The organism is Isoptericola sp. NPDC055881, assembly GCF_053615895.1.
Genome location: NZ_JBSHCR010000011.1, coordinates 75,901 through 88,861, shown reverse-complemented (window position 1 = coordinate 88,861; position 12,961 = coordinate 75,901). Strand labels below are relative to the sequence as shown.

At 74.7% G+C, this 12,961-nt stretch carries 12 protein-coding genes; 9 read left to right on the top strand and 3 right to left on the bottom strand.

Annotated features, from left to right (window positions below):
* Positions 1 to 81: 81 nt before the first annotated feature.
* Positions 82 to 975, bottom strand: a complete 894-nt coding sequence (gene rsmI / locus ACWGKI_RS05935; protein ID WP_452185467.1) for a 16S rRNA (cytidine(1402)-2'-O)-methyltransferase — start codon at positions 973 to 975, stop codon at positions 82 to 84.
* Between the two features lie 34 nt (positions 976 to 1,009).
* Here rsmI and ACWGKI_RS05930 point away from each other — a divergent pair, with 34 nt between their 5' ends.
* The 8 genes from ACWGKI_RS05930 to ACWGKI_RS05895 all read left to right on the top strand — a co-directional run bounded on the left by ACWGKI_RS05930 (position 1,010) and on the right by ACWGKI_RS05895 (position 9,027).
* The gene (locus ACWGKI_RS05930; protein ID WP_452185465.1) at positions 1,010 to 2,845 is read left to right on the top strand and encodes a dolichyl-phosphate-mannose--protein mannosyltransferase; all 1,836 of its coding nucleotides are present in this window, start codon (positions 1,010 to 1,012) and stop codon (positions 2,843 to 2,845) included.
* 227 nt (positions 2,846 to 3,072) lie between these two features.
* Positions 3,073 to 3,777, top strand: a complete 705-nt coding sequence (locus ACWGKI_RS05925; protein WP_452185463.1) for a SipW-dependent-type signal peptide-containing protein — start codon at positions 3,073 to 3,075, stop codon at positions 3,775 to 3,777.
* 99 nt (positions 3,778 to 3,876) lie between these two features.
* Positions 3,877 to 4,947 (top strand): hypothetical protein, encoded by a 1,071-nt coding sequence (locus tag ACWGKI_RS05920; protein ID WP_452185461.1) that lies wholly within the window; start codon positions 3,877 to 3,879, stop codon positions 4,945 to 4,947.
* Positions 4,944 to 5,576 (top strand): signal peptidase I, encoded by a 633-nt coding sequence (locus ACWGKI_RS05915; protein ID WP_452185459.1) that lies wholly within the window; start codon positions 4,944 to 4,946, stop codon positions 5,574 to 5,576. The genes ACWGKI_RS05920 and ACWGKI_RS05915 overlap by 4 nt, the downstream gene beginning before the upstream one ends.
* A complete protein-coding gene (locus tag ACWGKI_RS05910) occupies positions 5,576 to 6,493 on the top strand; it encodes a hypothetical protein (protein ID WP_452185457.1) in 918 nt (305 codons plus the stop codon). The genes ACWGKI_RS05915 and ACWGKI_RS05910 overlap by 1 nt, the downstream gene beginning before the upstream one ends.
* Complete coding sequence (locus tag ACWGKI_RS05905; protein WP_452185455.1) at positions 6,490 to 7,122, top strand: hypothetical protein; 633 nt, start codon at positions 6,490 to 6,492, stop codon at positions 7,120 to 7,122. Before ACWGKI_RS05910 ends, ACWGKI_RS05905 begins: the two co-directional genes overlap by 4 nt.
* A 52-nt stretch (positions 7,123 to 7,174) precedes the next feature.
* A complete protein-coding gene (locus tag ACWGKI_RS05900) occupies positions 7,175 to 8,365 on the top strand; it encodes a sensor histidine kinase (protein WP_380242510.1) in 1,191 nt (396 codons plus the stop codon).
* Complete coding sequence (locus ACWGKI_RS05895) at positions 8,362 to 9,027, top strand: response regulator (RefSeq protein ID WP_452185453.1); 666 nt, start codon at positions 8,362 to 8,364, stop codon at positions 9,025 to 9,027. The genes ACWGKI_RS05900 and ACWGKI_RS05895 overlap by 4 nt, the downstream gene beginning before the upstream one ends.
* Before the next feature lie 18 nt (positions 9,028 to 9,045).
* Here the strand turns inward: ACWGKI_RS05895 and ACWGKI_RS05890 are convergent, their stop codons facing one another.
* Both ACWGKI_RS05890 and ACWGKI_RS05885 read right to left on the bottom strand, forming a co-directional pair.
* Positions 9,046 to 10,491 carry a family 20 glycosylhydrolase gene (locus ACWGKI_RS05890; RefSeq protein ID WP_380242506.1) on the bottom strand — a complete coding sequence of 482 codons (1,446 nt, stop codon included), beginning with the start codon at positions 10,489 to 10,491 and terminating at the stop codon, positions 9,046 to 9,048.
* Positions 10,492 to 10,632: 141 nt separating this feature from the next.
* Complete coding sequence (locus ACWGKI_RS05885) at positions 10,633 to 12,288, bottom strand: hypothetical protein (protein WP_452185451.1); 1,656 nt, start codon at positions 12,286 to 12,288, stop codon at positions 10,633 to 10,635.
* 107 nt (positions 12,289 to 12,395) lie between these two features.
* Here ACWGKI_RS05885 and ACWGKI_RS05880 point away from each other — a divergent pair, with 107 nt between their 5' ends.
* Complete coding sequence (locus ACWGKI_RS05880) at positions 12,396 to 12,938, top strand: sugar O-acetyltransferase (RefSeq protein WP_452185449.1); 543 nt, start codon at positions 12,396 to 12,398, stop codon at positions 12,936 to 12,938.
* Positions 12,939 to 12,961: the final 23 nt, after the last annotated feature.

Sequence of the window (12,961 nt, the reverse complement as noted above, 5' to 3'; positions counted from 1 at the left end):
CGTTCTGAGTACTCAGAACGTGAACAACCACCTGTTCGGCAGGGGTCGGTCGGCCGGGATCGGTCGGCGGGGGGTTGGCGGTTACCTGGCAGCGATGGCGGCCGCGTAGAGGTCGCGCTTGGGCACCCCGGCAGCGGTCGCGACGTCGGCGACGGCGGCCTTGAGGCGCTCGCCCGCCTCGACGCGCGCGAGCACCTCGGGCACGAGGTCCTCGACGCTGGGGGCGGCGCCGGCCGGGGCTCCGCCGACGACGACGCAGATCTCGCCGCGCAGGCCGTCGCCGTCCGCCGCGCGGGCGTCGGCCTCGGCGACGACGTCCGCGAGGGCGCCGCGCAGCACCTCCTCGTAGGTCTTGGTGAGCTCGCGGCAGACGGCGGCCGGACGGTCGGCGCCGAACGCGTCCGCCATCGCGTGCAGCGTCTCGGCGATCCGGTGGGGCGCCTCGAAGAACACCATGGTGCGCGGCTCGGCCGCGAGCGCCCCCAGCCAGCGTGCCCGCTCCCCCGGCTTGCGCGGAACGAACCCCTCGAAGGTGAACCGGTCCGTCGGCAGCCCGGACAGCGCGAGGGCGGTCAGCACGGCGGACGGCCCGGGGGCGGCGGTGACGCGGACGCCGCGCTCGACGGCACGGGCGACGACGCGGTAGCCCGGGTCGGACACCGCGGGCATGCCGGCGTCGGACACGACGAGCACGGTGCCGCCGTCCGCGACGACGTCGAGCAGCTCGTCGGCGCGCGCCGCCTCGTTGTGCTCGTGGTACGAGGTGACGCGCCCGCCCACGGTCACGCCCAGACGCTGCGCGAGGGCGTGGAGGCGTCGGGTGTCCTCGGCGGCGACGACGTCGGCCTCGGCGAGCAGGCGGCGCAGCCGCGGCGACGCGTCCTCGGCGTTCCCGATGGGCGTCGCCGCGAGCACGACCGTCCCGGCCTCGGCGTTCGGGGCGGGACGGGGGGCGGCGGCGGGCTCGGAGGTCATGGTGACCAGCGTCCCACGCCCCTACGATGACCCGGTGACCGCCCCCGACGCCGACGCCACAGCCACCGGCGATCCCGCGCCCGCGGGCACGCCGCCGGAGCGCGGTCGCCACCGCGCGGCCGACGACGACCCGTACGCCGTCCCCGCACGCACGTACCCGGCGGAGCGCTCCGCCGCCCCCGTCGCGGAGCCGGCCCCCGGCGGCCCGCCGCCGGCGTTCCCGGGCGCCCCGCTGACCGCGTTCGCGCCGGTGCCGGAGGAGGAGCCCGACGCGCGCTCCACCCAGGCGCGGCTGCTGGACCGCCTGCTGGGCGCCCGGCGGGTGCGGCTCGACCTGCGTCGCCGCGACCGGTTCTGGGGCTGGTTCGGCACGATCGTCGTGACGTTGCTCGCGGCCGCGACGCGCCTGTGGCACCTCGGGCAGCCCCACCAGCTCGTGTTCGACGAGACCTACTACGTCAAGGACGCGTTCACGCTGGGGCGGCTGGGCTTCGAGGCGCAGTGGCCGGACGAGCCGAACCCGGCGTTCGAGGCCGGCGACGTCCTCACCTACCTCGACAAGGCGGCGTACGTCGTCCACCCGCCGGTCGGCAAGTGGATGATCTGGCTCGGCATGGACGCGGGCGGGGGCGCGACCAGCTCGTTCGCGTGGCGCCTCGCGAGCGCCGTCGTCGGCATCCTCGCCGTCTTCCTGCTGGTCCGGATCGCCCGCCGCCTCTTCGCGTCGTCGACGATGGGCGTCGCCGCGGGCCTGCTGCTCGCGATCGACGGCGAGGCGATCGTGCACTCGCGCACCGCCCTGCTCGACCAGTTCCTCATGCTGTGGGTGCTGGTGGCCTTCGGCTGTCTCGTCCTGGACCGCGAGCAGGCGCGACGCCGGCTCGCCGGGCGGGTCGCGGAGATCCTCGACGCCGGCGGCACCGTGGCCCGCTACGGCCCCCGGCTCGGCTTCCGGTGGTGGCGGCTGGCCGCGGGTGTCAGCCTCGGGCTCGCGTGCGGCACCAAGTGGTCCGGGCTGTGGTTCGTCGCGGTGTTCGGCATCCTCACCGTGCTGTGGGACCTGACGGCGCGGCGCGCCGCGGGCATCGGCCGCTGGTGGGAGGACTCGCTCGTCGTCGACGCGGTGCCCGCGTTCCTCACGATCGTCCCCACCGCGTTCGTCGTCTACCTCGCGTCGTGGTGGTCGTGGTTCACGCACGCCGGCTCGTACCTGCGGCAGTGGGCGGCCGAGCATCCGGGCGAGGGCATCACCTGGCTGCCGGACCCCTTGCGGAGCTTCGTGGAGTACCACCGGCAGATGTGGGACTTCCACACCCACCTCACGTCCGACCACCCGTACGCGTCGCACCCGCTGGGCTGGATCGTGCAGTGGCGTCCGACGTCGTTCTTCTGGGAGAAGCAGGCGCCCGGCACGGGCACCTGTCCCTCGGACGCCGCGGACGCGTGCGCCCGCGCCGTCACCTCCCTCGGCAACCCGCTGCTGTGGCTCCTCGCCGCGTTCGCGATCGTCGCGACGATCTGGCTGGGCATCCGGTTCCGCGACTGGCGCGCCGTCGCCGTGCTCAGCGGCACCGCCGCGGGCTGGCTGCCCTGGTTCGCGTACGCGCCCCCGTTCGACGACCGGACGATCTTCACCTTCTACTCGATCGTCTTCACGCCCTGGGTGGTCCTCACGCTCGTCTACCCGATGGTCGTCGCGCTCGAACGCACCGAGGGGCGCCGCCGCGCCCGCGCGCAGGTCGTCGCCGCCATCGTCGCCGTGCTGGTCGTGATCCTCGCCGTGTCCGTCGTCTTCTACCCCCTGTGGACGGCCACGCAGGTGCCCTACCCCTACTGGCAGTCCGTCATGCGGCTGGAGTCCTGGATCTAGCGCGTCCCAGACGTCTTTCAGCAGGTCACGGGGGCGCCCGCCCGCCGCCCCGAGAACCCCACCACCGTGCCGTTGGGGTTTCCCCTAGCACTGGCCCGACGCCCCCTGCGTGCCGCCGAACACTGGATCTCGTTGCGACGGCGAGTCACCGCACGACGGAGCAGATCTCCAGCGGAGAGCACTCTCGCGAGATGCGCAACGCGACGGCACGAAGGGTGTAGCTGCACATGAACACGAAGACCAAGGGAATCCTGGCCGGGGTCGCCGGAGGCGCTCTGCTGCTCGGTGCGGGCGGGACGCTCGCGCTCTGGCACGACGACGCGGGCGTGCCCGGCGGCGTGATCCGCAGCGGCATGCTGAAGGTGAACGCCGAGGAGACCCGCTGGTTCGACGTCTCCCCCGACCGGCCCGACGCCGCGGACCTCGCGTCCCAGGTCGGCCACGGGCTGCAGTGGGACGTCACCTGGCTCGGCCAGGAGCAGACGGTCTGGAACGGCGTGTCGACCGAGTTCCGCACCCTCGACCCCGACGACACGGGCTACGGCACGGGGCAGGTCGTCGGCCACACCATCGACGACCTCGGCACCTGGCAGGCCGTCCCCGGCGACTTCGTCCTCGGCAAGACGCGCGTGACCGCCCACACCGAGGGCGACAACATGCAGGCCCAGCTGTCGCTCCACGGGAGCCCGGCCGGCGGCGAGCTCGCCCAGGGCCTCGGCCTGAAGTACTTCGTCACCGACGGGGACGGGAACGTCCTCGGCGAGGCCCAGGACGCGTCGCAGGTCGTGAACGTGCCGATCGACGGCCCCGGCGGCAAGGACCTCCAGGTGTTCATCCTGGCCAACTTCCCGCGCGAGATCCAGGGTCAGGACCTCACCAACACCCAGGCGGACCTGTCGAACCTCCAGGTCACCCTCGACCAGGTCCGGTGACCGAGCGCCTCGCGCTCCGACGCGCTCTCGGGTCGCACGACCACCGCCCCGAGAGCGCGTCCCCCGGACTCCACGCCCACCAGCAGTAGGAGGCTCTCCATGAGGTGCGCAGTCAGCCTCACCGCCGGAGCGCTCGCGGCCGCCCTTCTCCTCGGCGGGACGGGAACCACGGCCGCCGCCTGGCGGGCCGACGCACCCGTCGAGCACGGCGCGCTCTCCTCCGGCGTTCTCGACGTCGCGTTCGCGCCCGCCGGCCAGGCCACCCCCGACCCGGTGGTGCTCGAGCCCGGCGCGAAGGCCACGGTCGACTACGACCTCGGCACGTCGCTGCGCGGCGACAACCTCGACGCGCTGCTGAGGCTGTCGGCCCCCGCCTGGCAGGACGCCCAGCTCCTCGACGTGCTCGACATCTCCGTCGAGGTCGCGCTGGGTGGTGCGGCCGTGGCGGAGGGGACGCTCGACGGGGACGGGGCGTTCCGGTTCGCCGGGTCGCCAAACGTGCCCGTCGACCTCCCCCGGGACGCGGACGGTCAGCTCTCCGTGACGCTCGTCGTCACGATGGACGCGGCCGCCGGGAACACCTACCAGGGCCTTCGGCTCGACGACGGGGACCTCGTCGCGGACCTGTGGCAGGTCCGGTCCGGCGCGACCGTCGACGAGAGCCGGCTGTGGCACGACACCGCCGCCGCCCTGGCACCGGCCGTCTCGAGCGGGACGGTGGAGATCGAGGTCGACTCGGCCCGCCAGGCCCCGGAGGCCGCCACGCCGGACGTGGCGGACGACGACGCCACGTCCACCACGGAGCCGACCACCGAGCCGTCGACCGAACCGTCGACCGAGCCGACCGAGGCACCGGAGACGGAGCCCACGGAGACGCCCGAAGCGCCGGAGACCGACACCGGCCCGGGCCGGGAACCTGAGCCGGCGCCCGACGTCGACAGCGGGCCTGACAGCGGACCGGACGAGAACGGACCGGACGAGGGCGGGGACACGTCCGAGGACCCCGAGCCGGCGTGGGCCCAGGACTTGCGCGACCTCCTCGACGAGGAGGGCCTCGACGCGGCCGGCATCGACCTCGACGCGCTGCCCGCGGTGCTCGAGGAGTGGGCCGCCGACCAGGAGGTCCCGCTGGACGACCTGATCGCCTGGCTCGAGAAGGAGGCGTCATGACCGCTCGGACGGCACCCGTCGTCGCGGTCGACCTCTCGGCCGTCCCCCTCGACCAGGCCCGACCCGCGGAACCCGCCGCGCGCGCGGAACCCACCGCCCCGGCACGAGGCATGCTCCGCACGGCCGCATCGGCGGTGCTCGGCGTCGTCATGGTGGCCGCGCTCGCCCTCGCGGGGGCCGCGGTCGCCGTGCCCAAGCTCGTGGGCGCCACGCCGCTCACGGTGCTGACCGGCTCGATGGAGCCGGCGCTCTCGCCCGGTGACGTCGTCGTGGTGCGGCCGGTCGACCCGGAGGACGTCCGGGTGGGCGACGTCGTGACCTTCCAGCCCGTCTCCGGCGACCCGACGCTGGTGACCCACCGGGTCGCCGGGGTCACGTGGGGCACCGACGGGGCCGCGGGCTTCGTGACCCGCGGGGACGCCAACGGGGCGGACGACGACCCGATCGTCTCCGACCAGGTGCAGGGCCGGGTCATGTACTCGATCCCGTGGCTCGGGCACCTGACGAACGCGTCGTGGGGCCCCACCGCGGTGAAGATCGGCGCCGTCGCCCTGATCCTGTACGGGGTCGTCATGGTCGTGACGCCGGACCGCTCTCGACGCACCGACCGACACGAGGAGTCTTCGTGATGACCAGGACCCGCACCCAGGCCATGGGCCTCGCCACGCTGCTCGCCGCCGTCGGGCTCGTCGTCCCCGTGACGGGAGGTGCCGCGGCCGCCGCCACGGCGACCACCAGCGCCGTCGCCCGCACGACGGACGCTCCGGCCGCGGCCGCCGTGGAGCACGACACCGACGGCACGCCCCTGGTCCGGCTGACCGGTTCCGGGACGCCGTCCGACGGCGTGCTCGTCGGGGGCTCCCTCCTCGGCGAGGTCGTCGTCGTCCCGGGCGACGCGGACCGCGCGACGCTCCGGGTCCGTAACGAGGGACCCACCGGCGGCACGCTCACCGCCAGCATCGTCAACGCGGCCGCCTTCCGGGACCACGGTGACGACAGCTGGGTGGACGACTCGTTCTACGACGACCTCCTCGTCAACGGGGTCCCCGCCTCGCGGCTCGAGGGCCGGCAGACGGTGATCCACGAGGCGCACCTGCCCCGGGGCGAGTCCGTCGACCTCTCCGTCTCCTACGACTTCCCGGTCGAGGCGACGAGCGGCAACCACGCCTTCGTGGGCCAGCGCGTCTTCTCGTTCGACGTCCTGCTCCGGATCGCCGGGGACACCCCGGACGACGACGCCACCCCGGGCCCCGGGGACCCCGGCGACGACACCGGACGTGACGACACCGGACGCGACGACACCGCGCGCGACGGCACGACCGTCGGTGACCGGGCGGTCGAGGGGACGGCCGTCGGCGGGCCGGACGCCCGGGGCACGACCGGCCTGGTCGCGCACACGGGCGGGGCCGCCGACTCGGGCGAGCCGCCCTGGCTGCTGCTGGTGGGCGCCGCGCTGGTGCTCGTCGCGGCGGGCGCGCTCCGCGCGCTGCGCGGCCGCTCTCCCTCGTCCCCCTCGTCCCCCTCGAACCCCGGGGGTCGTGAGTGAGCCGCTGGGTTCGCGCCCTCCTGGGCACGGTCGTCGTGCTGGCTCTCGCCGGCGTGGCGGCCGTGTCCTGGCTGGAGCTGCGCGACGCCGGCTCGTGCGTCGCCGCCCAGCGCGACCTCGACGGCCGGTGCGTGCGGCTCGACGTCGCACCGGACGTCGCGGCGGCGGACCTGCGCCCGACCGGCGGCAGGTTCGAGGCGCCCGCCCAGGGGCTCGACGTCCCGCTCGTCACGATGTCCGCGTCGGGGGGCGTCGTCAACCCGCCGACCCTGACCGAGGCGTTCGAGGTCCGTGACCCCGACCGGGAGTCCCCGGCCGGCACCCGGCCCCGCGTCGTCGCCGTCCACGCGGTGCGCGACGGGAACGCGCCGGGCAACGCCTTCGTCGAGCCCGGCGGGCACGAGCCCGCCCTGCGCGTCACCCGCGGGGACGTGCTGCGTGTCGACGGCACCCGCTACGTCGTCGAGGAGGCCGAGGTCGTGAGCAAGGCGCAGGCCGCGGCGTCCGACGAGATCTGGGGCCGCCTCCCCGACGGCGCCGCCCGCCTGGTCGTGCTCACCTGCTTGCAGCGCGAGGGGACGGTCGGGCCCGCGCGGGACAACCTGGTGATCCACGCCGTCCGCGCCTGACCTGGGGAAACCTTCCGGTTGCCGGGAGCCACCCGTCTGCCAAGGATGAGGGGTGGTCCGAGACGCGGATCTTGCGGAGCGCCGCGCCTTTGCGCTGATCGCGATGGGCGGGGTCGCGCTGGTCGCTGCCGTCCCGGCCGTCGAGCTCGCGCTCTGGGGGATCGAGGGGATCGCCCCCATCAGCCGCGAGGGCTACCCGCTCATGGGGCGGGCCGAGCTGGCGTTCGTCATCCGCGTCGCCCTCCTCCTGGTCGCGGGGGTGACGGTCGCGAGCGCGCTCTCCGCCGCGCTGCTGGTGCGATTGAGCATCCTGCACTGGTCGCGCACCGCGAGGGTCGCCCTGGTCGTCGGCCTGAGCCTCGGGATCGGGATCGCCCGCACGGCGGCGGTGACCCTCGGCCTGCCGCGGGGCGCGTCGGCAGAGTTCCTGCTCATCGAGACCGCCCTGGCTGCGCTCGAGGCGTCCTTCGCCATCTCGATCGCGCTCTACTACGTCGGGACGCGACGGCGGATCAGGGAGGAGGAGCGGCGGCACCTGGAGCAGACGCAGCGCGCGACGCTCGCGCGGGTGGAGGCCGAGCAGGAGGAGCTGCGGGTGCGGCGCGAGATCTCCCGCCAGCTCCACGGCGGCCTGCAGCAACGTCTCGTCCTGGCGATCCGCGAGGTGGACGCCATCCACGACGAGCTGGAGCAGAAGGGGCAGGAGGTCGCCGCACACTCGCTGGAGGCCGTGTCCGACCGGCTGGACGAGCTTCGAGAGTCGGAGGTGCGGGCCGTCGCCCACGCCCTGTACCCGCTGGCCGGGGACTTCGCCCTGTCCGCCGCCCTGCTGCTCCTCGCGGACCGTCTCCCGCCGTCGGTCACCATGGACGTCCGCTACGAGGGCGTGGCCGACGCGCTGCTCGCGGGGTACTCCCTGCCTCCGGCCGACCGGGTGATGCTCTTCTCCGTCGTCGAGGAGGGGGTCAACAACGCCATGCTGCACGGCCGCGCCCATCGCATCAGCGTGGTGATCAGCGGCGAGACCGACGACGACGGCCGGAGCACGGCACGCCTCACCGTCGACGACGACGGCACGGGGCTCCCCGACGCGCCCGAGCTCTCCGGTGTCGCGCGCCTGCGGGCGCGGGCCTGGGGCCGGGGTGGCGAGCTGACGCTCGGCCCGTCGCCCCTGGGCGGTGCCCGGCTCTCCGCCGTGCTGCCCGTGCAGAGCTCCGTCGCCGAGGCGGAGGGGCAGCGGTGAGGCCGGGCCGCCGTCCCGTGCGCGTCGCCGTCGTCGAGGACGAGGCGATGATGCGCGGCCTCGTCCTGGCCCTCCTGCAGGGCCACCCCGGGACGGAGGTCGTGGCCGACGCCGCGGGCCAGAGCGCAGCGCTCGACGTCATCGTCCCCGGGGCGGCCGACGTCGCCGTGCTCGACATCGAGCTCGAGGACGGCAACGGCATCGCGCTGGGGCGCACGCTGCAGGAACGCGACCCGGAGGTGCGGATCCTGATCGTCTCCAGCCACAACCTGCTCGCCCTCGTGCGCTCCATCAGCGCCGGCGCCCCGACGCCCTGGAGCTACCTGTCGAAGCGCTCGTCCGCGCAGCCCGGCCAGCTCATCCGGGCGATCTCGGCCGTGGCGAAGGGGCGCGTCGTGATCGACCCGGCGCTGGTCAGCCGGTCGGTGCCGCGGTCGGACACCCCCCTCGCTCGCCTGTCGGCCGCACAGTTCCGGGTGCTGCAGCTCGTGGCCGAGGGGCGCGGGAACGGCGCCGTCGCCCGCGAGCTGGAGATCACCCCGAAGGCGGTCGAGGCCCAGCTCACCGGGATCTACAAGCTGTTGGACCTCCCGGACGGCGCCAACACCCGCGTCGCCGCCGTGCTGGAGTTCCTCAACCAGTCGGTCCGGCCTGCGGCGTGACGGCGCCGCCTCGGGAGGTCAGGCGGTCGGCCAGTCGACCTGCGGCGTCTGGTGGAAGGCCCAGCCGGTGGCGCGCCAGCCGGGAGCCTGGGCGGCGACGCGGCTGCGGAAGGCGTCCCAGTCCTTGCGCTCCGGCGCGGTCCAGGCGACCTCGGCGACGGCGCCCAGGCGCGGCAGCAGCATGGAGAAGAGCTCGTCGCGCGTCGTGATCGTCTCGGTCCAGACGGCGGCCTCGACGCCCTCGACGGCACCGGCGGGCAAGCCGTCGATGAGCGCGGTGGGCTCCCAGTCGTAGGAGTCGCGCAGCTCGACGTACCCGGCCCAGTGCAGGCCGAGCTCGTGCTCGGGGGTGTACTTCATGTCGAGGTAGGCGTGGTTGCCGGGCGACATGATGAACCGGGCGCCTGCCGCGGCGGCCGCGACGAAGCGGTCGAACTCCTCGCCCTTGGGCTCCCAGTACTGCAGCAGCGTCCCGGGCTCCACCGGGCCGCGGGCGCCCTCCTGCCAGAAGATCGGCGTCTTGCCGTGCTCGCGCACGATGCGCGCCGCGAGCTCCACGAACTTCGCGAACTCCTCGACCTCCATCGTGTGCACCTCGTCGCCGCCGACGTGCACCCAGTCACCGGCGGTCATCGCGGCGATGTCGCCGATGACGTCCCGCAGGAACGGCTCGGTGGCCGGGTTGTCGAACCACAGCCGGGAGAAGCCGACCTCGATGCCGTCGTAGGACTCGGTGGGCAGACCGTCCTTCGTCAGCGCCCCGTAGACCTGGGTCGCGGCGTTGATGTGCCCGGGCATGTCGAACTCGGGCACGATCGTGACGAACCGCGCCGCGGCGTACTCCTGGAGCTCGCGGTAGTCGTCCACGGTGAGGAACCCGGCGGTGCCGCCGCCCACCTGGTTGTCGGACGCCTTCTCCAGCTCGGGGCGCGACGGCGTCTCGATCCGCCAGCCCTGGTCGTCGGTGAGGTGCAGGTGCAGCACCCGCAGCTTGAACGCCGCGACCAGGTCGACGACGGCTCGGATGTCCGCGGGGGCGAACCAGTGCCGCACGACGTCGAAGGACAGGCCGCGCCAGCGGTACCGGGGCGCGTCGTGCACGACGACGGCGGACACCTGGTGGGCGCCGTCGGGCGCGGAGGTGACGAGCTGGCGCAGCGTGCGCGCGGCGTGCAGCAGCCCCACGGGCTCTGGCGCGGTCGCCTCGACGCCGGCCGTCGTGACCCGCAGCGTGTAGCGCTCGGGGTTGTCGGAGCCCTCCGGCCCGGCGGCGTCGTCGAGCCGCAGCACCACCGGGGTCGCGTCCGCGGCGGTCGGGGCGACGCGGACGCCCACGGCCGCGAGCTGCTCGGCGGCGAGCGCCGCGAGGGCGTCGTCGGGCGCGACGACGTGCGCCGCGCCCAGGGCGAGCGACGGCGCGCCCTGCTCCTCGACGACGGTGGGCCACGGGATCAGGGGCAGCACGGCGATCAGTCTCCAGACGCGGGTCGGTGACGACGCCGACGGGCGGCGCACGGTCGAATCGTTACGTTAGCGATCCTGCCGAATAGGGGGAAGCCGTGTCAACGACGCCGCCCCCGCCCCCGGGGCGCGCGAGGCCGTCGCTCAGTAGGTGGCGATCACGACCGGCGCCGGGTCAGCCGGCACGACAGAGCCGAGCACCCCTGCCGCCGGGCCTGACCAGCCCACGTGGACGCCGTCGGGCACGCCGGCGCTCACCTGGTTCCACACCCACTCCCCCGTGGTGACGCCGCCGGTGCGGTCGGCGACCACCGCCACCTCCACCTGCGGCAGCGAGCGCAGGAGCGCACGGTCGGGGATCGACTCCGGGAGCGTCTGGTGCACGACCAGGAGCGCCGGCGGCAGGGCCTCGCGCGTCACGAGGTCGGCCAGGTAGGCCTCGACGTCGGCCACCTCGTCGGCGCTCATCACGTGGGACGTCGTCGTCACGCCGTCGCCGACCCGCGACTCGGGGTCCAGGGCCACGCCCACGCCGGGGTCGCGCAGCAGCGGCTCGGCTGCCCGCACCTGGTCGACGACCGGACCCGGGCCCGCCCCGACGTCGAGCAGCACGTAGACCCCCGCGTCACGGGCGGCGGAGACCAGCGGCTGCAGGGCGTCCAGGTCCTCCTGGGTGACCCAGTCGCCGTCCTCGCCCGCCCCGCCCGACGTCGCGCTCGCGGTGAGCACGAGGGTCGGCACGACCGGCGCGTCCTGGGTGTCGGACCCGTCGGACCCGTCGTCGTCCTCGGACGGCTCGTACGCCGCGGCGGCGGCCTGCGCCCGTGCCACAGCCGTCGCCGGGTCCTCCCACACGGTCGCGTCGACCGTGACGTACCGCGCGGGGAGCAGGTGCTGGCTGCCCGTGGGCAGCAGGGCGGCCCGCTCGGCCGCCGCGACGCGCCACGCGAAGGTCGTGGCGTCGCCGAAGCCCGGGCCCACCCCGACGACGGTGAGCGCCTGCGCCCGGTCGACGGTCTGAACGGCGTGGGCCGTGCCGAGGTCTCCCCCGGGGACGGCGGTCGTCACGGCCCCGGCGGCACGGAGGGACGCGATCGCCGCTTCCTGACCCTTGACCGGGTCGACGAGCGCCAGCACCTCCCGCAGCAGGCCCGTCCCCGCCGGGCTGGGGCTCCCGGTGCCGCCGGCCGCCGGCGGGGACGACGTCACGTCGCCGCTCCCGAGCATCGAGTCGAGCTGGCCGGCCAGGTCCTCGAGGTCGTCGGCCTCGAGCGTCGGGCCGGCGCCGGCCTTGCCCGCGACCACGTCGGGGGCGACGACGAGGGTCTGCACGCCCGCCGCGTCGGCGGCCTGGCGCGACGCCTCGTCGTCGTGGTCCGTCGTCGCACCGTCCTCGCCGCCGTGGACCTCGTCGCCCGTGACGATCACGGCGACGCGCGCACCCAGCCGCCCCAGCTCGTCCGTCACGCCGGAGCCGGACCCGTCCACCAGCAGCGCGGGGGCGTGCACGGCAACGGCCGTGGCCGCGAGCGCCGGGCGCGCGGACGCGTCGTCCGCGTCCGCGAGGACCACGATCTCGGAGCGCGCGTAGACGGTCTGGCTGGTGGTCAGCGCCAGCTCGACGGGGTCCTCGGAGTCGAGCAGCACCGTGTGCGACGACAGGTCCCGGACCGCGACGGACGGGGCCGCCGCCGGGGAGGTGGCCGCCTCGTCGGGCGGGGAGGCCGTGCAGCCGGTGAGCGCCAGTGCACCGGTCAGGACGACGGCGGGCAGGACGAATCGGACGTTCCGGAGGGGCACTCCCTCATCTTTGCGCATCCCGCGGCCGGGGTCGACGTCCTCCCGGACGGTATGCCAGATCTCCGGCGTGTCGCCTCGTGAGCCGTCCCGTGCGAGAGGATCGGCGGGTGCCGAGCAACCTCCTGATGCGGATCCACAGCCCCGAGTTCCAGGCCATGTCGCAGCGTGTGCTCCGTGCGACGGAGCTCACGTCCCGCCTCAACGTGCTGCCGTTCGACGACGACGAGGGCAAGGCGGCGTTGTTCGAGCAGCTCCTGGGCCGGCCGCTGTCACCGCGCGTGACGATCTACCCGCCGTTCTACACGGACCACGGGCTGCACCTGGACCTCGCCGACCGGGTGTTCGTCAACCAGGGCTGCACGTTCCTCGACTACGCGGGGATCCGGCTGGCCGAGCGCGTGATGGTCGCGCCGAAGGTCACGTTCATCACCGTCGGACATCCCGTCGACACCGACGACCGCCGGGTCTGGCTCACCGGCGGGCCCATCGACGTCGAGGAGAACGTGTGGATCGGCGCCGACGCCACCATCCTCCCGGGCGTCACCATCGGCCGGGACTCCGTGATCGCCGCCGGGTCCGTCGTCACCGAGGACGTCCCTGCCCGCAGCCTCGTCGCCGGGGGTAAGGCGACCGTGCGCCGCAGCTGGTGAGGCGGGGCTGGCGGGGTGTCGCC

Bases quoted from the DNA above. Each gene is read 5' to 3' on its own strand.
- ACWGKI_RS05910 (WP_452185457.1), top strand. From the start codon at position 5,576: ATGACCAGGACCCGCACCCAGGCCATGGGCCTCGCCACGCTGCTCGCC.
- ACWGKI_RS05925 (WP_452185463.1), top strand. From the start codon at position 3,073: ATGAACACGAAGACCAAGGGAATCCTGGCCGGGGTCGCCGGAGGCGCT.
- ACWGKI_RS05920 (WP_452185461.1), top strand. From the start codon at position 3,877: ATGAGGTGCGCAGTCAGCCTCACCGCCGGAGCGCTCGCGGCCGCCCTT.
- rsmI (WP_452185467.1), bottom strand. From the start codon at position 975: ATGACCTCCGAGCCCGCCGCCGCCCCCCGTCCCGCCCCGAACGCCGAG.
- ACWGKI_RS05915 (WP_452185459.1), top strand. From the start codon at position 4,944: ATGACCGCTCGGACGGCACCCGTCGTCGCGGTCGACCTCTCGGCCGTC.